Origin of the sequence: Nesterenkonia sp. CL21, assembly GCF_031705515.1 — a bacterium.
GTDB classification, from domain to species: Bacteria; Actinomycetota; Actinomycetes; order Actinomycetales; family Micrococcaceae; genus Nesterenkonia; species Nesterenkonia aethiopica.
This window is the reverse complement of record NZ_JAUTWR010000001.1, coordinates 793,861-814,253: the sequence shown is the minus strand read 5'-3', so window position 1 is coordinate 814,253 and position 20,393 is coordinate 793,861. Positions and strand designations below refer to the sequence as shown.

15 protein-coding genes, 1 tRNA gene and 2 pseudogenes are annotated in these 20,393 nt (G+C 68.9%); 9 read left to right on the top strand and 9 right to left on the bottom strand.

The genetic code is table 11. The features are described 5' to 3' along the window. Window positions 1-43: 43 nt before the first annotated feature. Both Q7C18_RS03645 and Q7C18_RS03640 read left to right on the top strand, forming a co-directional pair. Window positions 44-1,237, top strand: a complete 1,194-nt coding sequence (locus Q7C18_RS03645; protein WP_085437281.1) for a GDSL-type esterase/lipase family protein — start codon at window positions 44-46, stop codon at window positions 1,235-1,237. A 9-nt stretch (window positions 1,238-1,246) separates the two neighbouring features. Continuing rightward, a complete protein-coding gene (locus Q7C18_RS03640; protein ID WP_311024238.1) occupies window positions 1,247-2,335 on the top strand; it encodes a VanZ family protein in 1,089 nt (362 codons plus the stop codon). 35 nt (window positions 2,336-2,370) lie between these two features. Here Q7C18_RS03640 and Q7C18_RS03635 read toward each other — a convergent pair whose 3' ends face one another. Further along, window positions 2,371-3,126: a hypothetical protein gene (locus tag Q7C18_RS03635; RefSeq protein ID WP_311024237.1), complete on the bottom strand. Its 756-nt coding sequence runs from the start codon at window positions 3,124-3,126 to the stop codon at window positions 2,371-2,373. Window positions 3,127-3,609: 483 nt separating this feature from the next. Here Q7C18_RS03635 and Q7C18_RS16755 point away from each other — a divergent pair. The 3 genes and pseudogenes from Q7C18_RS16755 to Q7C18_RS03625 form a co-directional block, all read left to right on the top strand. Then, window positions 3,610-3,696: pseudogene (locus tag Q7C18_RS16755) on the top strand (helix-turn-helix domain-containing protein); the annotation flags it as partial. Between the two features lie 72 nt (window positions 3,697-3,768). Further along, window positions 3,769-4,962: pseudogene (locus tag Q7C18_RS03630) on the top strand (IS3 family transposase). Between the two features lie 111 nt (window positions 4,963-5,073). Then, window positions 5,074-5,226, top strand: coding sequence for a hypothetical protein (locus tag Q7C18_RS03625; protein ID WP_311024236.1), 153 nt, complete (start codon window positions 5,074-5,076; stop codon window positions 5,224-5,226). Here the strand turns inward: Q7C18_RS03625 and Q7C18_RS03620 are convergent. From Q7C18_RS03620 to mptB (Q7C18_RS03595), 6 genes are all read right to left on the bottom strand, one after another. Next, window positions 5,195-5,635, bottom strand: a complete 441-nt coding sequence (locus Q7C18_RS03620; protein WP_311024235.1) for a hypothetical protein — start codon at window positions 5,633-5,635, stop codon at window positions 5,195-5,197. The genes Q7C18_RS03625 and Q7C18_RS03620 overlap by 32 nt on opposite strands. Before the next feature lie 196 nt (window positions 5,636-5,831). Next, on the bottom strand, window positions 5,832-6,812 hold the full coding sequence (locus Q7C18_RS03615; protein ID WP_311024442.1) for an AEC family transporter: 981 nt from the start codon (window positions 6,810-6,812) through the stop codon (window positions 5,832-5,834). Between the two features lie 74 nt (window positions 6,813-6,886). Beyond that, entirely contained in the window at window positions 6,887-7,777 is an 891-nt protein-coding gene (locus Q7C18_RS03610) for an SOS response-associated peptidase (RefSeq protein WP_070160859.1), read from the bottom strand. An 86-nt stretch (window positions 7,778-7,863) separates the two neighbouring features. Next, on the bottom strand, window positions 7,864-9,228 hold the full coding sequence (locus Q7C18_RS03605; protein ID WP_311024234.1) for a glycosyltransferase 87 family protein: 1,365 nt from the start codon (window positions 9,226-9,228) through the stop codon (window positions 7,864-7,866). After that, complete coding sequence (gene mptB, locus Q7C18_RS03600; protein WP_311024233.1) at window positions 9,225-10,913, bottom strand: polyprenol phosphomannose-dependent alpha 1,6 mannosyltransferase MptB; 1,689 nt, start codon at window positions 10,911-10,913, stop codon at window positions 9,225-9,227. Before mptB (Q7C18_RS03600) ends, Q7C18_RS03605 begins: the two co-directional genes overlap by 4 nt. Further along, on the bottom strand, window positions 10,906-12,534 hold the full coding sequence (gene mptB / locus Q7C18_RS03595; protein ID WP_311024232.1) for a polyprenol phosphomannose-dependent alpha 1,6 mannosyltransferase MptB: 1,629 nt from the start codon (window positions 12,532-12,534) through the stop codon (window positions 10,906-10,908). The genes mptB (Q7C18_RS03600) and mptB (Q7C18_RS03595) overlap by 8 nt, the downstream gene beginning before the upstream one ends. 170 nt (window positions 12,535-12,704) lie before the next feature. Between mptB (Q7C18_RS03595) and orn the strand changes: the two genes are divergently transcribed. The 4 genes from orn (at window position 12,705) to Q7C18_RS03575 (ending at window position 16,342) form a co-directional block, all read left to right on the top strand. Further along, on the top strand, window positions 12,705-13,235 hold the full coding sequence (gene orn, locus Q7C18_RS03590; protein WP_311024441.1) for an oligoribonuclease: 531 nt from the start codon (window positions 12,705-12,707) through the stop codon (window positions 13,233-13,235). 168 nt (window positions 13,236-13,403) lie between these two features. Beyond that, window positions 13,404-13,479: transfer RNA gene (locus Q7C18_RS03585), tRNA-His, on the top strand. A 341-nt stretch (window positions 13,480-13,820) separates the two neighbouring features. Further along, window positions 13,821-15,140, top strand: coding sequence for an FAD-binding protein (locus tag Q7C18_RS03580; RefSeq protein ID WP_311024231.1), 1,320 nt, complete (start codon window positions 13,821-13,823; stop codon window positions 15,138-15,140). A gap of 392 nt (window positions 15,141-15,532) precedes the next feature. After that, window positions 15,533-16,342, top strand: coding sequence for a transglycosylase family protein (locus tag Q7C18_RS03575; RefSeq protein ID WP_311024230.1), 810 nt, complete (start codon window positions 15,533-15,535; stop codon window positions 16,340-16,342). 188 nt (window positions 16,343-16,530) lie between these two features. Here Q7C18_RS03575 and Q7C18_RS03570 read toward each other — a convergent pair whose 3' ends face one another. Both Q7C18_RS03570 and Q7C18_RS03565 read right to left on the bottom strand, forming a co-directional pair. Beyond that, a complete protein-coding gene (locus tag Q7C18_RS03570) occupies window positions 16,531-19,272 on the bottom strand; it encodes a ComEC/Rec2 family competence protein (protein WP_311024229.1) in 2,742 nt (913 codons plus the stop codon). After that, the gene (locus Q7C18_RS03565; protein WP_311024228.1) at window positions 19,269-20,225 is read right to left on the bottom strand and encodes a ComEA family DNA-binding protein; all 957 of its coding nucleotides are present in this window, start codon (window positions 20,223-20,225) and stop codon (window positions 19,269-19,271) included. The genes Q7C18_RS03570 and Q7C18_RS03565 overlap by 4 nt, the downstream gene beginning before the upstream one ends. Between the last annotated feature and the right edge of the window lie 168 nt (window positions 20,226-20,393).

The following is a 20,393-nucleotide window of genomic DNA, read 5'->3' as shown; positions in this document are numbered from 1 at the left end:
GCCGGACCCGTCCACGCCGCAGGGCTCAGTAGACTGTCGATCCATGACCGACGTGTCCTGTGATTCTGCGCTGACGTGTCCGATCGAAGCCCTTCACGTCCACGGCGCGGTGGAGCTCGCGCCGGGTCTCCGCGGAGTGGTCCCGCACCGGCTTCCGGCGCCGGCCCGGCGGCAGATCCATGACCCGGGCACAGCGGCTGTGGCCGCCGCGCCGGCAGGAGTGCGGCTGCGGCTGCGCACGGCGGCCCGGCGGCTGATGGTCACCGTGCTGCCCACCGACATGGGGGCCCGGGATGATCCCACTCGCCCGGCTCCGCTGCATGACGTACTGGTCGACGGCTCCCTGCTGAGCTGTCCTGTCGCTCAGCCGCTCGAGCAGCGTGGGTCGGAGCCAGTCCGGACGGCAGAGGATCCCGGGCTGTGGCAGGTGGATGTCTCCGGATCGGCCCCGGACGGACTGCTCCCCGCGGGCGACAAGCTGGTGGAGATCTGGCTGCCGTATGAGGAGCCGGCGGAGCTGGTGGACATCCATGCGGATGCTCCAGTGGCGCCGGCCCCGTCCGACGGTCCGCGGTGGGTGCACCACGGCAGCTCCATCAGTCACGGATCCGACGCCGAGGGACCGTCACGGGCTTGGCCGGCGGTGGCGGCGCAGGCCGCAGGCCTCGACCTGGTGAACCTGGGGCTGGCCGGCAACGCGATGCTCGACCAGTTCACCGCGCGGACCATCCGGGACCTGCCGGCGGATGTGATCACGCTGAAGCTGGGCATCAACGTGGTCAACGGCGATGTGTTCCGGCTGCGCAGCTTCTCCCCTGCGGTCCATGGCTTCCTGGACACGATCCGTGACGGCCATCCGACCACCCCGCTGCATGTGGTGACCCCGTTGTGGTGCGGCATCCAGGAGCACACTCCCGGGCCCGTGGTCGCCACTGATCACGCGGGGCATGACGGCGTCGTGCGCCGCGTCTTCCACGCCGCCGGAGACCCTGCCGAGGTCGAGCAGGGTCGCCTGACGTTGACGGTCGTCCGTGCGGAGCTGGCCCGGATCGTGGGCGAACGCGCCCAGGACGATCCCCATCTGCATCTGGTCGACGGGCTGTCCCTCTATGGGCCCCGAGACGCGGAACGGCTTCCCCTGCCGGACGCTCTCCACCCGGACACTGCCACACACGCGCTCATCGGCGAACGGTTCGCGCGGATCCTGCGGAGCTCGTGGCCCGCATGCCGGCGATAGGCTTCCCCCATGGAGCAGCAGGTCATCCTCGGGGCGCTGGCCATCGGCGTCGGCTTCGCCGCCGCGGTCGCGCTGTTCGTGCCGTTCGTCGTAGTCAGCTATCGGGTGCGGGGGCGGCTGAGCGCGACGCGTCTGTTCGTCTGGTTCGCCGCACTGGTCTATTTCTGGGCCATCTGGTCCTATACGTTGCTGCCCCTGCCCTCGCCCGAGACGATCACCTGCGCAGGGACCAATCTGGATCCGCTGCGCTTCGTCGATGACGTCCGAGGCGCGCTGGGCCCGCCGCGCGCCACGCTCACCGACCCCGCCGTGCTTCAGCTGGCGCTGAACGTGCTGCTGTTCGTGCCGCTGGGCTTCTTCATCCGGCTCCTGGGGAACCGGGGGATCCCCACGGCGGCAGTGGTGGGTCTGTGTGTGTCCGCAGTCATCGAGACCACTCAGCTGACCGGCGTCTGGGGCCTCTACCCATGTGCCTACCGGGTCTTCGACGTCGATGATCTGCTGATGAACACTCTGGGCGCCGTCTGCGGATCCGTCATCGCGGTGCTCATCCCCCGCGAACGCCGCGGCATCCGGACCCACGTGGAGGCCGTGATGCCCCGCGAGGTCACACGGGGCCGGCGCCTGCTGGCGATGCTCTGCGACGGCCTCGGACTCCTCCTCTTCGCGGCCGCCGTGACGATTGCTCTGCGGGCTGGCCTCCTGTACGTCCTGGACGACCGCGAGGCGGCCCTCGGCGAGACCCCGACGACGCTTGGCATGCTGTCCGCCTGCGCCGTCTGGCTGCTGCTCATCCTGGGCACCGGCAGGTCGGTGGGCGACGTCGCCGTGCAGCTGCGCTACACCGGCTCCGTCTTCCCCACACCGGTGACCAGGACCCTGCGGGCCGTGACCGGCGTCGTGGGCTTCGGCGTGCTGATGCTCGCACCCGGCCCCGGGACCGCCGCGGCCTGGGCGTTCGTCCTGCTGAGCGTCATCGCCACCCTCACCACCGATCGCGGACGAGGCCTTCCCGGAGTCCTCTCGCGACAGCGCGTCACCGATGCCCGCCGCGAAGCGTGGCGCGGCGCGGCTCCGTCGTCGGACCTCCGACGGTGAGCGGGGCGATCACCCGCGACCCGCCGTGGGTCGGCTCAGGGCCTGCGCTCGGCTGGCTCGATGCGGTCCAGCAGCTCCGCAAGGAAGTCGGCCGCCTTCGCCACGCGTCCGACGGTCAGTTCGGCCCGGGAGTGGGTCAGCAGGCCGTCGCCCTCGACGCGGACCGGGCACCGGTCGGCCCGCTCCTCCTGGAGGAGCCACGTGCGCACATCCCGGGTCAGGATCTCCTGAGCCTGGTCGGCCAGGACGCCGCCGACGACGAACCTCTCGTCGAACTCCGGGTCCCCGATGGCCTCCGGGCCGACCCCGACCGCCTGGGCGGCCTTGCCGAACAGGCCGCGACGTTCGAGGAAGAACGGCGGCATCGGCTGGTGCAGCCCCAGCACCACGATCTGGTGCTTCTCGGTGACCTGGACGCGCTCCCGTCGGCGTGATCCCGAGGACGTGCGCCGAGCAGTCCCCGACGGCCTCTCGGTGCGGTACCGATACTCGAAGGCCAGCAGAGGCCGGCCCCGATGCTCGCCCTCCAGCACGTGCACCGCGGTGGTCCGGTGATCCACGCGAGCCTGACCGGACAACGGCGTCCTGCCGCGTCGTCCGTACCGGAACGGCCTGCCCTCGAAGCGGCGCGTCAGGGATCGATCGGAGGGACGATACGACCATCCTCGCGCCTCCGCCGCGCTGCGGATCCTGTCCCGCTCCTGCTTCTTCGTCCACCACGCCCAGGCCAGGATCCCGATGAGCACCACTGCTCCGAGGATCGGCCACACATCGCCCAGAAGCTCCTGCATGCGTCCCACCTCCGTGGGGACATCCTATCTGTGAGCTGTCTCACATGACCGGCGGGTCGTGGTCACACTGTCAGGAACCCGGCCACCAGCGGGATGGTCACGATGGAGGCGAGCGTGCCAGCGACCAGGATCGCCGCGGCAAGCCGACCGTCGCCGTCGTACTCCTCGGAGACGATGAACACCTGGTGCGCTCGATCGCCGAGTTCATGGGCCCTTCACCCGAGTTTCCGGCTCACAACCGACATTAGCGTGTTCCTGCCTGTACCTCTGTAGGGACACGTGTGACTCCGTAAGTCGGTCGTAAATCGGTCGCGGAAGAAACGCGCGTTCCCAGGAGTTCCGTTGCGTGCCGATCCGGACACTGCTTGGCGGGTTCTATCGGTGGTTGCACCGGCTTGATCTTCAGGAGCCGCTTTGGAACCCGCTGAACCCAACTTCCGTGTCGTTCGCTATGGGGATGATGTCTTCGAAGCTGTGATCAGCATGGTCAGTGAGGGGATGAGTATTCGGAAGGCTGCTGCGGCCTGCGGGGTTTCGCCCTCGACGGTGGATCGCTGGGTGGCTCAGTCTCGGGCTGGGAAAGGGTCTGCTGAAGGTTCGGTTGACTTCAAGACTGCTAAGAAAGCAGGAAGGATGGAAGTCATGCCGAAAGTCGTCTACACCGAGGAGTTCCGCCGCACCGCTGTGGAGCTGGTTGCTGGAGGGATGAGTCAGAAGCAGGTCTGCGCGGATATGGGCTGCTCGAAGTCCGCGCTGCAGTCCTGGATCCGGGCTGCGAAGCTCGAGGCTCGAGGAGCATGGGAGCGCGCCGGCCAAGGACGCTGAGGAGTCCCGGGAGCAGGCGAAGATGCTGCGCCGGATCCGTGAGCTTGAGCAGGAGAACAAGGTCCTGCGCGAAGCAGCGGCGTATCCCTCCCAGGCGAACCTGAAGCTCGGTGGGGCCTCCCCAAAATGATGTTCCCGCTGGTCCGTGACCTTGCCGCTGCCGGGGTGCCGGTGGCGGTGACCTGCCGGGTTCTGGGCTTTTCTAAGCAGGCCTTCTATAAATGGGCAACAGCGCCGATCTCTCAGCGGGATTGGGATGAGGCCCACCTGCTCAACGCCGCGATAGATGTTCATGCTGATGATCCTGAGTTCGGACACCGGTTCATCGCCGATAAGCTCACCGCCGCCGGGTATCAGGCCTCTGAACGGCGGGTGTGGCGTCTGTGTTCACAACAGCAGCTCTTCTCAGCCACTCAGCGCAAGGGCAGGAAGAAGTATAAAAAGCCGAGCCCGCCCGTCTGTGATGACCTCATCGACCGGGACTTCACCGCCACCGGAGCTAACCAGAAGTGGCTGGTGGACATCACCGAACACCGCACCGGTGAGGGCAAGCTCTACCTGTGCGCGATCAAGGATGTCTTCAGCAATCGGATCGTGGGCTATGCCATCGATTCCAGGATGAAATCCCGCCTGGCAGTGACGGCTCTGCACGATGCTGTGGCTCATCGCGGAGGCCCCTCAGAAGTAGCCGGGTGCATCGTTCACAGCGACCGTGGGTCGCAATTTCGTTCACGGAGATTCCAGCGGGCCCTGAAGGGGCACAAGCTGGCCGGGTCCATGGGCCGGGTGGGAGCTGCTGGGGACAATGCTGCGATGGAGAGCTTCTTCTCCACGTTGCAGAAGAACGTGCTCAATAGGAGCTCCTGGGCCACTCGCGCCCAGCTGCGGGCCCGGATCATCCATTGGATCGAAGCGACCTATCACCGCCGCCGCAGACAGCGGAGGCTGGGTAAGCTGACCCCGGTCGAATACGAGACCGTTCACAAAGAAGCCGTCGCCCTGGCGGCATAAACCCCACGGTCAACCAGACCTTCAGCAGACCCGTTGCTTGCCGCGGAGGTCCTCAGTGCTGGGCAGAAGGACCAGCTGGCCCAGTACCGGGCGTCATTGAACGTGGTGACTATGGCAGCTCAGATCGACACGGTCCAGCAGCGTCTGATCGGCCTGGCCGCGGCCCCGACTCGCCGGCTGCAGTGCGAGATCGAAGAAGCCAGGGCTGCAGCGATGCCCGAGGCCGAATGGATCAAGCTCGACCAGAAGCGCCAGGCCAGTTGAACGCTACGCGGGGATATCTGTATGAGGCACGAGGGACCATTTCCCGGGGACTTGACAATGAGGCACCATGGTGGTTCTTCACCACGTAGCGGTCGTCGTTGATCGATCGAAGGCGCGGATGCCCGGTCCGCCGGGACTTCTTCTCCAGGTGTTCGAACCAACTGTCGAACACCTGGGCGAGCGTCACCCCTTCACCGCCGAGACGACCGTTGAAGATGTCCCGCGACTTGCGATGCCATTTCGCTTTCAGCGCCGTGTTCGCCTTCCCCTTGGTGGACTCACGCACCGTGAGCTCGCGTCGGAGGCCGCGGCTGTCTCGGTAGTAGCACCGGGCCCTCCACGATCCGTCGTCGAGTTGGAAGTAGGTGATCTTGCCACGCTCGCCGATCCGCAGTCCTGGTCGTCCCATGACACTCCATTCCGATTCTCCGGTACGTACCAAAAAGTGTCCGGAAATGCTCGTAAACGGTGAGGGGGCAGGAACGAGTCGCGCCGCAGGGCCTTCTGAAAGTCGGTCGTAGATCGGTCACGGGGTGTTATGCCCCGACCAACCGCCCCGTCCAGCAGTGCCCTCTCAACCTCGACTCCCCGGGTCTTCGACCCGCCTATATCCGCATGAACTCGGCGATCAGTGGCAATGTCACTACGCTGAGAACAGTCGTAGCCACCAGCACTGAGGCCGCGAGCCGACCGTCGCCGTCGTACTCCTCGGAGAAGATGAACACCGTGGTGGAGGACGGCATGGCCGCCATGAGGATCAGGGTCATGGCCCACACCGGTCCGAGGTGATCCAGGAACGGCAGCACCGCCAGCCATGTCAGCAGGGGCAGGGCCAGGATCTTCACCACGGTGCCCAGCAGGATGGAGCGCTTCGGCACCCCGCCGCTGCGGATGCCCTCCACCGCCGGATGCATCGCCAGCCCCACGGCGAACAGGGCCAGCGGCACCGCCGTCTGCCCCACCATGTCCACGCTCTCGGTGACCACGCCGGGGAGCCCCAACGGAGTGAGCACCAGCAGCAGCGCCGCCGCCATGGACAGCGCCACCGGGTTGATCAGCACAGCCCGCTTCACGATCGGCCACAGCCGGCGCCGCCACACGGACGGGAAGTCCCGGGACGCACCGCCGGCCCCAGCGTCCGCCGCCGTGCCGACGACGGTGCGCACCACCGGATAGCCGGTCATGTAGACCATGTTGTGCACCAGGTGGATGATGCCGGCGGCCAGTGCGGCCTCCGGACCCACGGCGCTCAAGGTGATCGGAATTCCGAAGTAGCCCACATTGCCGAAGGTCGCCGCCAGGGACGTCGGGGCCGCCCCCTCGCGGGCCCGCGGCCCCAGCAACAGCGCAATCCCGTAGGTCGCGGCAGACAGCGCCAGCGTCACCACGGCGGCGATGATCACCGCTCCGACCGGGAACCCGTGCCCCAGCGGGGCGTCCACCACGGCAGAGAAGACGAACGCCGGCAGACCGAAGTAGAACACGAAGGCGTTCAGGGCGCCCTGGGCCTGCCGGAAGCGGGCGGCGAATCCGGCCAGGAAGCCGACGACGAGCACGACGAACATCGGGGCGATCGTCATCAGCATGGAGAGCACCCTCAGATCCTAGGTCATCAGGACCTCGACGACGGCCATGCCCGCACCTCAGCTCGGCGGCTGGGTCAGAACATCGTGCCGACCGGCCGGATGAGCTCCGGGGAGTCATGGCGGACGTTGCCGACCGCCCGATCCACCTCGTGGATCCTCCAGCCGCGGGCCACCTGGACCGCATCAGTGCGCAGCGCCCCGACGGCAACCTCCATCTCCTGCTTCGACCGCTCGCCGGGGGTGATCCACTCGGCGGCGGACTGCGGGGACATCGCCAGCGGGAGGCGGTCATGGAGTCCCGCCAGCTCGGTGAGCACCGCCTCACCCTGGGCCGCCCCCTCGTCGTCAGCGGCGACCGCCGCGCCGTCGTCCTCTACGGCGCCCGTCGCGCCGTCATCGTCTGCCTCCGCCGGCTGCGGCGACGGGCCGGTGAGGATCGTCACCGAGAGCACCCAAGCGTCCTGTCCCTCGGCCTCCCGCTGCGGATCCTTCCACCATTCGTAGAGGCCGGCGAAGAGAATCAGCGGCGCCTGGGCGTCCTGGATGAAGAAGGGCGTGCGCACCGGCTTCGAGGCGCCCTCATCCTGGGTCACCTGCCATTCGTAGTACCCCTGGACAGGCACCGCGCAGCGTCTCCTGCGCACCGCAGAGCGGAAGCTGGGTTTGGAGACCACCGTCTCCGAGCGGGCGTTGAAGGTCTTCGAGCTGAACGCCGCACTCTCGGCCCAGCGGGGCAGCAGCCCCCATCGGGCGGCGTGGACCTCACGGCGCCGACCTTCGCCCTCCTCGTAGCGCTCCACCAGGATCGGCACCGTCGAGGTCGGGGCGACGTTCCAGGACAGCCGCCACGGCTGCGCGTCGTCGCCGGGAAGTTCCCCACCCAGCGACACCTCGTCCATGCCGCAGCTCTCCAGCGCGTCGACGAGCTCTCCGGCCCGCAACGCCATCACATACCGTCCACACATAGGTCCCCCTCAGCGTCGGCCTGTCGGCAGGAGCCTACGCGTTCCACCGCAGCGACAGAACCCCACCGGAGCTGCGCGCCCCGAGGTCACCAGCGCACGCGCAGCGCCGTCCGGAGACCCAGCCCGGGCAGGGCGACGACGTCGGGACGATCGGCGAGCACCCCGGCCAACGGGTCATAGGCCGTGCCGGGAGAGGCGGGTGTGCTGGTCGCGTCAGAGCGCACCACGTCGAGCTCGGGATGAAGAATCTCGCGGACCACCTGCACCATCAGGTAGATGGCCGCGGCCATATGCAGCACGATCCCCAGGCCATAGGCGCCCTCGATGAGGTGATGTCCCGCGCCGATCTCCCCACCCGAAGTGATCTTCGCGCTCATCAGCCAGACGGCGGCCCAATGGAAGACCTCGGCGGCCTGCCAGACCACGAACGCACGCACCCGCGGTCGGGCCAGCACCACCAGCGGGATCAGCCACATCACGAACTGCGGGGAGTAGACCTTGCCGAGCAGGATGAAGCTGGCCACGATCAGGAAGCACAGCTGCGCCATCCGAGGGCGCGTCGGCGCCGCCCAGGCCAGGTAGGCCACTCCGAGGCAGCACAGCAGGAACAATCCGTTGGAGAGCAGCGAGAAACCTTCTCCGTCGAGACCGAGCCAGCCGAAGGCCAGCCACATCGAGGAGAAGCTGACCTCCCGCTCGGAGGAGAACCGGTAGAACGTGGCCCACTGGTCGAAGGAGGTCACCATGAACGGGAGGTTCACCGCTGCCCAGGTCACCACGGCCGCCACCAGGGTGGCCGCCGCCGAGCGCAGCCGGCCCGCCCGCAGGCACAGCACCAGGACGGCGCCGAAGAAGAACAGCGGGTACAGCTTCATGGCCGCTCCCAGCCCGATCAGCACCCCTGCCCAGACGGGGCGGCCGCGGCCCCACAGCAGCAGCGCCAGCGCCCCCAGGAACACCGCCCACATGTCCCAGTTGACCGACAGTGTGAGGATGATCCCCGGTGCCAGGGCCACCAGCAGCGCATCGGACCGGCGGCGCCCCGCGGAGAACGCCGTGGCCAGGACCGTGCCCAGCCAGTAGAGCACCACCAGGGCATGGTTGAGGTCGTAGAAGGCCAGCACCCGTTCGTGGCCCTCTCCGGTGCCGGGCACGAGCATCGAGACCAGCCCGGCCACCACACCGATGAGCACCGGATACTCCATCACCTGGTCGGTCGGCACATCGTCCACGAAGGGGAAGCGCCCCTCGGCCAGGCCTCGTTCGGTGAACAGCAGGGAGAAGTCCGAATAGCACATGTGCACGTGCTGCCCCGGGTCGATCCACCCGTTGACCCGACACCACTGCACCGCCAGCACCGAGAGGGCCGCGCCCAGGACGGTGGCACCGAGCAGCAGCCACAGGATCCGGGAGGAGCGTGGCGTGGAACGGGTCTCGGCAGCAGGGGTCACCGTGGTCCTTCGTGTCGGTCGGGAGTCTGGGGGTCGGCGGGCCCCTGCACAGCATCGGCCGCGGGGGCCAGGGCCGCAGATCGGCTCAATTCTTGCAGGCCCACCCATCCGGCGGCGGCATTCCAGGCCTGTGAGGGGCGCCGCATGTCGAACAGTTCAGCGGTGTTCGGGTCGAAGACCAGCAGGTAGATCAGATACACGACGGCAACGCCGGCGGCGATCCCCTGGACCACCGCGGTGTCGATCCACTGGGCGACCGAGAGCTGCCCGACCAGAGAGAGCAGCACCATCACGGTCAGCAGCAGGCTCACCAGCACCAGGGACCGCCCGCGATGGACGTGCACCACGGCGAACAGCGGCAGGATCCACAGCACGTACCACGGCTGGATGACAGTGGAGCTGAGCACCACCACGGTCAGCCCGACGCCGGCCCACAGCACCGGATTGCCCACCCGCGGCCGCAGCAGCATCCACGCCAGCAGCGCCGCGGAGATCAGCCGCGCCCCGGCGAAGATCCACGTCGCCGTCTGGTCCGCGTCCTGGCCCCAGACGACGGCGGCCGCCAGACCGAGCCCGGTGCCGAGCAGCCCCACCGGCGCCACCGGAGCGATCGCGGACCCGGCTCCCAGGGCTGCGGTGATCCAGCCCAGCCCCACGCCGAGCATGAGCCCCGCTCCGACGAGCAGCCCGGCGGCGAGGACTCCCGCGAAGACCCATTCGCGGACTCGGGCGCCGTACTGTCCGCTGATCCGAGTGGGGCCACGTAGGCTCAGCAGGACCGCGAAGGGCAGCACCGTCATGGCGATGGGCTTCACGGCCACCGCCGCGGTGAGCAGCAGCACGGCATAGAGGCGCCGGCGGCGCAGCGCGCAGCACATGCCCAGCAGCATCAGACCGATCATCAGCGCATCGTTGTGTGCGGCGGGGAGGAACACCACCAGGCTCAATGGGTTCAGCACGCACAGCCACAGCGCCCAGGCAGGCTGCGAACCGAAGGCGCGGGCCAGCCGCGGGATCGCCACCAGCATCAGCACGATGCCCAGCACGCTGAGCAGGCGGAACAGCGCCACCGAGATCTCTGGGATGCCGCCGGAGAGGAACCAGATGAACTGGGCCAGCAGCAGGAAGAGCGGCCCATAGGGCGAGGGCGACTGGGCCCACAGGCCGTCAGCGCCCTCCATGAACCACCCCGGCAGCTCAGAGACCCCCGACTCGTACGGATTCAGTCCGGCGTGCAGCACCCGACCCTGGGCCAGATAGGAATAGACGTCCCGGGAGAAGATGGGCACGGTGAACAGCAGCGGCGCCCCCCAGAGCAGCACCGCCCGGCGGATGGTCGGCGTCGCGCCGTCATGCCAGCCGCCCACGCGCTGGGACAGACGCAGCCAGGACCGCACCAGCAGCATGGCCCCCAGACTCAGCAGCACCGCACAGATGATGACACCGGCGGTGGTGGTGCGCAGCGGCAGCAGCACAGGATGGACCGCCAGGACCGACGACGGAGTCATGGCCAGCCAGCCCACGCCCCAGGAGCCCACCATGATCATCAGCGAGGCGAGCAGCCCCTGACGCAGCGTGTGCGAGGCGGCGGCCTCCTCGCCGCCGATCAGCCAGGCTGTGCCGGGGAACTCGCCGAGCACCTCACGGGCGCGCCAGGCGGCCCGCGAGATCAGGGTGTCACGCACGATCCGCCCTCCGGCCGGTCCCCCACCGTGGACGCTGGAGTCTCAGCGGCGGCAGGTTCCAGCCTTCGTAGACCACCCAGCGCGTCCCCCGGTCGAGGATCCCCATCCACAGCATGCACGCCCAGGACACGGCCAGGGACAGGGCCACCATCTGCTGGTCCATCTCCAGGAACTGCCAGATGGACAGCTGGTCCGAGGCACCGAACGCCAGGAAGAACGCGACCGTGAACACGACCCATTTGAACTGCCAGTCCTTGCGGATGCCGGTGACCGCGAACAGCGGAAGCAGCCAGAGAAGGTACCAGGGCTGGATGATGGGCGAGAGCACCACCAGCGCGGTGAAGGCCCAGGTCATCCGCTGGACGACGTGTCGCGGGTCGCCTCGGAACATGAGGAGAAGCACGATCACCACGGACAGCAGCCGCCCGATGAGCTTCAAGGTGTCCAGTGTCCAGTAGGTGGGGATGCCCAGCGATCCCAGCACGGTGGAGAGCATCCCGTCAGCGATCCCCAGCGGCGACCAGAAGACGCTGCCTGTTCCGGTGCCGGCCATCACGGCGAGCCAGCCGAAGCCGTATCCCTGGACGACGCCCACGGCGAGCAGCACTGTGGCCGCGATGCCGGCGGTCCAGGCCCAGTACAGGAATCGCCGTCCCCACCCGGCGGCGGGCCCGGCCCAGAGCAGCCCGATGAACGGCAGCAGCACCATGGAGATGGGCTTCATGCCGATGGAGACGACCACCAGCACCGTGGCCAGCACCCCCTGTCCACGCGCGGCGGCGTAGACCCCGGCCAGTGCGAAGCCGACCATGAGCGCGTCGTTGTGGGCCGAGGAGACGAAGCTGATGATCAGCAGCGGGTTGGCCACGGTGATCCACTGGGCGCGGGCCCCGTCGACCCCGTGCAGCGCCGCCAGCTTCGGCACGTAGACCATGATCAGCACGACGCCGGCCACACAGGCCAGCCGGAACAGCAGGATCGCGAGGTCCGGACTCTCGCCGGCCACCCGCATGACCGCCGCCTCGATCCAGAGGAACAGGGGCCCGTACGGCGTCTCGGACTCGGCCCAGAGGATGTCTGTGCCCAGGTGGAACCAGTTGTCCAGGGAGGAGACCCCGGTCGTATAGGGATCCTCGCCTGCCAGGACCAGGCGCCCTTGGCCCAGATACGCGAAGACGTCCCGGGAGAAGATCGGCAGGGTGATGATCTGCGGCAGCGTCCACAGCAGGACCGCCAGGTTGACGGTGCGCAGGCTGGAGGGTCCGAAGTCTCCCAGTGCCCGTCCCAGGCGCAGCCAGGCGCGGAACATCACCCAGCATCCCAGGGTCAGGGCAAGGGTGCAGACGATGACCCCGGCGGGCTCGGTGCGCAGCGGAATGATCCAGGGATGACGGGCGATCGGCGAGATGCTGACCAGCCAGCCGACGCCGAGGGAGCCGGCGAGGACCAGCAGCGAGCCGAGGAACCCTTCGATGAGCGGTCCGCGAGGGCCTGCCGGGCGGTGGCCGGTGCGTCCCATCTCCGCGAGACGGCGTCCGACGCGGACTGCGGTGTCGCCGAGGGCTCCACCAGGTCTGCGCTGGGCAGAGGCGGAGTCGTCGGCGTCGGCCACGTCGGTCATCCTCACGAAGATATCACCGCCGCTGCGGCCGCTGAGGCGCCGTCCGACGGGGGCGGCGGGGATAGGGTTGAGCTGTGACTGACAACAGGACTGACACCAGGACCGAGACTGCTGCTGAGAAGAAGGCCTCGCCCGCGGGCGGGAGCGCTGCCGGAGACTGGTCCGGACGCATGGTGTGGATCGACTGCGAGATGACGGGCCTTGACCCCGACACGCATGTGTTGGTGGAGGTGGCCGCGCTGGTCACCGACAGCGAGCTGAACATCCTCGGCGACGGCGTCGACGTCGTCATCCGTCCCCCGGAGGGCTCGCTGGATCACATGGCCCCGGTGGTGCGTCGCATGCACACCGATTCCGGCCTCCTGGAGGAGCTGGAGGGCGGGGTCAGCCTCGCTGAGGCGGAACGACGTGTGCTCGACTACGTCACGGCCTGGGTCCCCGAGGCCGGAGCCGCCCCCCTGGCCGGCAACTCCGTCCACGCGGACAAGGCTTTCCTGCGCCTGGGGATGCCGAAGCTCACCGAGCACCTGCACTACCGGATCATCGACGTCTCCACGATCAAGGAGCTGGCCGCCCGCTGGTATCCGGAAGCTCGCGCCGGGGCCCCGGCGAAGACCGGCAACCACCGGGCCCTGGGTGACATCCGGGACTCCATCGAGGAGCTGAAGCACTACCGGCGCACCGTCTTCCGGGCGCTCTGAGAGTCCTCGCAGCCGATGAGGCGAACATCACACCGGCCTGCGACCGGGGTCGATGTCTCATTCACTCCGAAATGTGTGTAGACTGGTTCGCGCTGCTCGAGCGCTCCGGAGGCCCGGATCGGTCGAGCAGAGATCCGAGAAGGGCCGCCAGGCCGGGACCGGAACATGGTGGGCGTAGCTCAGCTGGTAGAGCATCGCGTTGTGGTCGCGAGGGTCGCGGGTTCAAGCCCCGTCGCTCACCCCATGTCACACGAGGTGTGAACTGCGAAGGAAGAACGCATTCCTCCGCAGTTCACACCTCGTCGTCGTTTCGGGACCTTCTCTCCTGAAGGACCGCCCGCGTTCACCGGACTCCAGTCGCCGGTCGCCGGTCGCCGGTCGCCGGTCGCTCCAGGGCATCCTCACCGGACATCCTGTAGATTTCATCGTTGTACATGTCGCGCCTGCGCCGTGCCGACTCCCACGCCACACGTGGACCATGGACCCGGGCCCCGTGGGGTCTGCCTCGCCTGTCGAGGCAGTGCGGGACCACGCCGCCGACGGCAGGACGACCACGCCAGAGAGTACAGCGGGAGGGCACAGCACATGAGCGCAGGGCAAGAGGCCGCAGCGGGCCACGACCAGGACGGTCCCAGCACTTCACAGAAAGCATCGGCGGAGCACAACTGGGCCGGAAACCTGACGTACCAAGCCTCTGAGGTGGCGCATCCGCGATCTGTCGACGAGCTCCATGAGGCGATGACCCGGCCTGGACGCAAGCGCCTGCTGGGCTCGCGCCACAGCTTCAACACCATCGCCGACACCACTGGGACCCTCATCTGCCTCGACCAGATGCCCGCCATGCTCGAGGTCCACGAGGACTCCGTCACCGTCGCCGGTGGGATGCGCTACGGGGACCTCGCCCCCGCCCTCCATCAGCAGGGCTTCGGGCTGAATAACCTGGCATCTCTGCCACACATCTCCGTGGCCGGTGCCGTGGCCACCGGCACCCACGGGTCCGGCGACCGGGTGGGCACTCTGTCCTCCGCCGTGCGATCCCTGGAGATCATGGCCCCGGACGGGTCCGTGCATACACTGCGGCGCGGCGAGCCGGACTTCGACGGCGCCGTGGTGAATCTGGGCGCACTCGGTGCGGTCATCACCGTGGAGCTGGATGTCGAGCCGACCTACGAGGTGGCCCAGACCGTATTCGAAGCACCCCGGTGGGACGCAGTGATGGAGAACCTGGACGCCGTCACCGGCCTCGGGCGCAGCGTGAGCATCTTCACCACGTGGAGCCGCACCGACGTCGCGGACCAGATGTGGGTCAAGGCTCCCGTCCCTGCCCAGGTGGACCAGGCAGAGACCGATGCGCTCGTCGAGCTGCTCGACGCCCGCGTCGCCGACGGGAAGCGCCATCCGCTGCCGGGAGTCTCGGCGGCGTCCTGCTCGGAACAGGGCGGACTGCCCGGGCCGTGGTACGACCGCCTCCCCCACTTCCAGCTGGAGTTCACACCGTCAGCAGGTGCCGAGCTGCAGAGCGAGTACCTGGTGCCCCGCCAGGACGCCGTCGAGGCATTCGAGGCGGTCCGCGGACTCGCCGACCGTATCCGACCGCTTCTGCAGGCCAATGAGATACGCACGATGCGCGGCGACGACCTGTGGTTGAGCCCCGCTTTCGCCGGGGACACCGTGGGGTTCCATTTCACCTGGCACCCCGACCAGGAAGGTGTGACAGCTCTGCTGCCAGCCCTGGAGGAAGCGTTGCCGGCCTCTGCCCGGCCGCACTGGGGCAAGCTGTTCGCTCTGGACGCCACCGCCCTGCGAGCCCGTTTCCCCCGGTGGGAGGACTTCGCGCGGCTACGCCGACACTTCGACCCGGACGGGCGGCTCAGAAACGACTTTCTCGCTTCGGTAGGCCTCTGACCTGGGCCGATGAATGCCTGGCTGCACCGGAGGACAGCCGCCGACACCACTCACATGTTTTTCACAGCAAGTCAGATCACGAGACGATAACGAGCCCGGATCCGTGTCATGGCGCGGATCGTCCTCGTTTCACTGCGTGTCGGCCGGGTTGACGCAATCGTTCTGAGACCTTTTACTGGGTGGCGGACATCTTCCGTGATGTTGACGTGATCTGGACGTACCGGATCGGCGACGTCGGCGTCACGGAAGCGCAGGGGCCGACAGACTCCCCGTCACCGTCCGTTCAGTCGGCCCTGTGTACGTGATCGCGATTCGACGTGAAAGAAGCTGGACGGTGACATGACGACGGCCCGGGAGGGTCCGAGTGTCGGGGACTTCGGAGCTACTGCCTTATGCAGACCACCAAGACTTTCAAGAAGATCGTGGGCGGCGGCCTGGCTGCTGCCACCCTCGCCGGCGTCGGCGTCGCTACGGCGGCCCCCGCCGCCAACGCCTCGGGCGTCTGGGACCAGCTGGCCCAGTGCGAGTCCGGCGGCAACTGGTCCATCAACACCGGTAACGGCTACTACGGCGGCCTGCAGTTCTCCCTGCAGTCCTGGCAGGCAGTGGGCGGCTCCGGCTACCCGCACCAGGCCTCCAAGCAGGAGCAGATCCACCGGGCCGAGAAGCTCCAGGCCATCCAGGGCTGGGGCGCGTGGCCCGCCTGCACCGCCAGCCTCGGCATCTCCGGCAACCCGGGCACCTCCACCTCCTCCGACGCGGGCAGCGACGAGGCCCCGGCCGAGGAGACCCAGCAGGAGGCCCCGCAGCAGGAGGAGGCCCCGGCTGAGGAGACTCAGCAGGAGGCCCCGCAGCAGGAGGAGGCTCCGGCTCAGGAGACTCAGCAGGAGGCCCCGCAGCAGGAAGAGGCTCCGGCTCAGGAGACCCAGCAGGAGGCCCCGCAGCAGGAAGAGGCTCCGGCTCAGGAGGAGGCTCCGGTGCAGGAGGAGGCTCCGGCCCCGTCCTCCCCGTCTGCCCAGCCGAACACCGAGGTTGAGGTCTCCGACGAGACCTACACGATCGAGGCGGGCGACTCGCTGTCCTCCATCGCCGACGCCCTGGGCATCGACGACTGGCAGGACCTGTGGGGCGCCAACGTCGACGGCATCGACGACCCGAACCTGATCTTCGTCGGCCAGGAGCTCAAGCTCCCGGTCTTCTGATCAGCTCTCTGATCCCCCAGGACAGCGGTTCATCCCGCTGATCCGCCGCTGCCGCAGCTGAAGGCGGCTCCCCGTAGGCTCCTGGCCTGTGGGGAGCCGCCTTCAGTGTGTGTCGGGGACGAATGGCTCAGTCGAGGGCGGTCAGGGCAGCACAGCTCAGGGCAGGGCTCCATGGCTCGGTACGAGCATCACCAGCGCGCCGCCAACGCGTCAGCATGCAGGGCTCCCCCACGCAGGGTCAGCACCACACCGCCGTGCAGATCCGTCCGATACACGGCGGCACCCTCAGTCCGGAGAGCCTGCAGGATCGACGGAGCCGGATGCCCGTAGGTGTTGTCCTGTCCCACGCCGATCAGGGCGACACGGGGACTGGTGTGCTCGATGGTCTCGGTGCCGCCGTTGGCGGCTCCATGATGCGCAACCTTGATGACGTCCACATGCTCCGGCATCGCTCCGGTGAGCACCGCCAGCCGTGCGGCGTCCTCCTCGAGGTCCCCGGTCGCCAGCAGGCGCAGCGGATCCTGCGAGCCGCCCGGCGCCTGAGGCTCCGCGTGGGGGTCCTGCAGCTCGAACAGCACGACGAGCGAGTTGTCGTTCGGCTCCGGATGGTGCTGATGGGCCAACCACACCTGCCACTGCACCTCTGCGACATCGTCCGCTCCCCCGCTGTGTCCGACGACGCCCTGCTCGGCCCGCCGCACGGGCACCTCACCGAGCGCCTCGGCAAGCTCAGACTCGTGATGAGGGGCCCAGTCGGCCGTGCCTCCGTGGAGTACCTCGCCGACGTCCCGTCCTCGCACCACTCCGGGGACCCCTCCGTAGTGATCTCGATGCTCATGGGTGACGAACAGCATGTCCACGGTGCCCACACCGAGACTCCTCAGGCATCTGTCGGCGGCCTCCGGGTCCTCCCCCGCATCCACGACGGCGGCGGCAGTCGGCCCGGTGCGCACCACGAGCATGTCGCCCTGCCCGACATCGCACATCGCCGCCGTCCAGTCCTCAGGAGGGGCGGTGAGGCCTTCCAGGGGCGCCGGGAGCACCATGGCGGCCAAGGACCCCAGCAGGGCGCCAGACAGCCACACAAGGGCTCCTGTGTGTCGCAATGCTGCCACCCCTCCCCGGGAGGCATCTCTGACGCGCCCTCCGTCCTGCGCACTGCCGGCACCACCGGCACCACCGGCACCACCGGCACCACCGGCACCGCCCGCCTCGCGCCCTCCTGCCATGAGCCGCCGGGCCAGCAGGAGCACCGTCACCACGTACAGACACACCAGGACCGTCCCGGTGAGTCCCTCCGGCCACGTAGCCAGGGCACGCGGCAGGCCCGCCGCCGTCCGGCCGATCCACCCGATGGCGGCCGCCGGAAGGGCGCACAGGCCCAGCAGGCCGCCGGCGACCGGCGGCAGCGCCGGGGCCAGCAGCGCGCCCAGCAGCCCGGGCACGGTCGCCAGCGGCAGCAGCGGGGCCGCGAGCACGTTGGCGAGGACTGTATAGGTGGTCACCCCGCCGGCCAGCGGCAGCAGCAGCGGCGTGACGAACAGCTGAGCGGACACAGCCAGCGCCAGCGGACCGGCGACCACCCCGGGCAACACCCGGGCGAAGGCCTCCTGGATGCGAGCCCCGGTCAGCACGATCCCGGCGGTCGCCGCCGCTGACAGCTGCATGGCAGCATCCACTGCGTACCAGGGATCCCAGATGAGCATGCCCAGCACGCAGACGCAGAGCAGCGAGAACGAGACCCTCCGACGTCCCGCGAACAGGGACAGTGCCCCGAGCGCGCCCATCACGGCGGCCCGCACCACGCTCGGAGCCTGATCGACCAGGCCGACGTAGAGCATCAGACCCGCCAGGGCGAGCACGAGCCCGGGACCCCGCGGCACCCGCAACAGACGCAGCAGCGCCAGCAGTGCCCCCATGACCAGTGCGCAGTGGGTCCCGCTCACGACTGTCAGATGCGTCATCCCTGCCACCTGCATGGCTTCCGACAGTTCGCGAGACTGAACACTCCTGTCACCGAGGATGAGTCCGGGCAGCAGCTCAGGACCGTCGCCCACCGTCTGCGAGGACAGCTCGATGGTCCCGCGGCGAACGTCGCTCCGCCATCCCTCCCAGGTCTCGGCCGCCCGGGCCGCGATCCCTCCGACCTGTGCTGGCGCATCCGCAACCGGCACCAGAGCACCCTCCCCGAATGGGGTCAGCAATGCTGTGCTCCTGTCTCCCGAGTCCGCAGGGGTCGACCGCACCATTCCTTCGAACCGGACGGCACGATCGGCATGATCCCGGTTGAGCCCAGCGGCCTCCGCTTCAGTGAGCAGCACGACGGCCGCGGCGTCCACCTGGCGCCACGTCGGCTCCTCGTCGCCCGAGCGAGCCGCGCCAGAGCCTGATGGAGAGGATGAGTCGGGTGGGGAGGCTGAGCTCGGACCACGGGGCCGCTGCGCGTAGGCCCGCACGGTCACCGGCACGATGACTCGAACCGTGCCGTCAGGACCGGGGCGGACCGTCTCCCGCGCGGGCCCTGTCGGCTCGAGCTGCACCTGGACAGGAATGTCCTCGCTGACGGTCGTGGGCCATCCGCTCAGGTCGATCTGCCGCTGAGCGCCGGAACAGCTCAGTGCGACGGCGGCTCCTGCGACGCAGCACACCGCCACCTGCACCGCCGGGGCTGATGACCGTCGTCCCCGTGGCATGAGGTGGCGCAGCAGCACCAGGACCCCGAGCAGCGCCAGACCGGAGATCCCCAGCAGAGCTCCCAGGGCTGCCGAGATCGCAGTGCTGCTGTGCACTGCGGCCCAGGCCACCGCCCAGGCCGTCGCGGCAGCGGGCAGCAGCCGAAGGTCCACCGGGCGCACAGGGCCGGCGGCGTTCCCCGGAGGGTCGGTCGCCCGGCCCGCGGGGTCGTCGTCCCCTCGATGAGCCGCGATCACCAGGTCACCTGATCGGCCACATCCTCCAGGATCGCCGGTCCGATCCCGCGGACCGCGGCCAGCTCCTCGAGCGAGCCGAAGGGACCGTGCCGGGCCCGGTGCTCCAAAATCCTTTCGGCAAGCGCCGGTCCGATCCCCGGCAACTGTTCGAGATCTGCGGCCTCGGCCGTGTTGAGGTCCACCACCGGTGTCCCGGGCTCACCACCATCGTGGTGACCGGAGTCGTGCGGCCCCAGGGACTCAGACTCTTTCCCCTCGTCGCCGCCGTGGCCGTCCTGGACCCACGACGCCCCCGGCTCGGCGGCGTCGACGTCAGCGTGGGTCGGGACATGGATCAGCGAGCCGTCCACGAGGGGCGCGGCCAGGTTCACGACCTCCAGCGCCGCGTCCTCCTCGGCCCCGCCGGCCTGCTCCACCGCGTCATGGACCCGCGCCCCCGGGTCAAGCTCGACGACGCCCGGCTCCTGGACTGCGCCGACGACGTGGACCACCAGCTGCCCCCCGTCGTGGTCAGCCCCGTCGTGGTCAGCACCGTCGTGGTCAGCACCGTCGTGGTCAGCTCCGTCGTCACCCGTCTCATCCGAGCGCTGCTCGGGCACCTCATCCGGCCGCGTGCCCTGACCAGGGGCGGGGCCGCCCTCCGCACCGGGCGGCGTCTCCCGCGGACGCGCCTCCCCCCGCCCCGCCTCCTGGGCACCCTCCTGGGCACCCTCCTGGGCACCCTCCTGTGCGCTGTCGAGCGCCGGCGCCTCCGGCAGCGGCTCAGACGAGGACGGGCTGCTGATCAGCCACGAGACGAGCAGCCAGGCGAGCAGCGCCACCACCAGCGCGACCGCCGCTGTGATCCGCAACCGGGTGCGTGCAGGACGTCGCAGAGCGGCCTCTCGTTCCTGCCTGAGGCGCTCCCGGCGAGAGAGCACCGGCGCCTCGTCCCAGAGCCCATGATCCTCCATGCCGTCAGGCTAGGACCACGGCGATGCACCGTTCAGCCGCGCCCCGAAGGATGTGGAGACGTCGGCGTGTCAGTCCCGCAGAGAACCCCGCTGTGGAGGACACCACAGGGCAGGACACCACAGGGAAGGACACTGTGACTCAGGCGCCTTCCGCCGACGCCGGCCTCC

Coding starts and splice junctions, on each gene's coding strand:
- Q7C18_RS03645 (WP_085437281.1), top strand. CDS start 44: ATGACCGACGTGTCCTGTGATTCTGCGCTGACGTGTCCGATCGAAGCC.
- mptB (WP_311024232.1), bottom strand. CDS start 12,534: ATGACCGACGTGGCCGACGCCGACGACTCCGCCTCTGCCCAGCGCAGA.
- Q7C18_RS03575 (WP_311024230.1), top strand. CDS start 15,533: ATGCAGACCACCAAGACTTTCAAGAAGATCGTGGGCGGCGGCCTGGCT.
- Q7C18_RS03625 (WP_311024236.1), top strand. CDS start 5,074: ATGGCAGCTCAGATCGACACGGTCCAGCAGCGTCTGATCGGCCTGGCC.
- Q7C18_RS03615 (WP_311024442.1), bottom strand. CDS start 6,812: ATGCTGATGACGATCGCCCCGATGTTCGTCGTGCTCGTCGTCGGCTTC.
- Q7C18_RS03635 (WP_311024237.1), bottom strand. CDS start 3,126: ATGCAGGAGCTTCTGGGCGATGTGTGGCCGATCCTCGGAGCAGTGGTG.
- Q7C18_RS03565 (WP_311024228.1), bottom strand. CDS start 20,225: ATGGAGGATCATGGGCTCTGGGACGAGGCGCCGGTGCTCTCTCGCCGG.
- Q7C18_RS03620 (WP_311024235.1), bottom strand. CDS start 5,635: ATGGGACGACCAGGACTGCGGATCGGCGAGCGTGGCAAGATCACCTAC.
- Q7C18_RS03640 (WP_311024238.1), top strand. CDS start 1,247: ATGGAGCAGCAGGTCATCCTCGGGGCGCTGGCCATCGGCGTCGGCTTC.
- orn (WP_311024441.1), top strand. CDS start 12,705: ATGGTGTGGATCGACTGCGAGATGACGGGCCTTGACCCCGACACGCAT.
- Q7C18_RS03580 (WP_311024231.1), top strand. CDS start 13,821: ATGAGCGCAGGGCAAGAGGCCGCAGCGGGCCACGACCAGGACGGTCCC.
- Q7C18_RS03610 (WP_070160859.1), bottom strand. CDS start 7,777: ATGTGTGGACGGTATGTGATGGCGTTGCGGGCCGGAGAGCTCGTCGAC.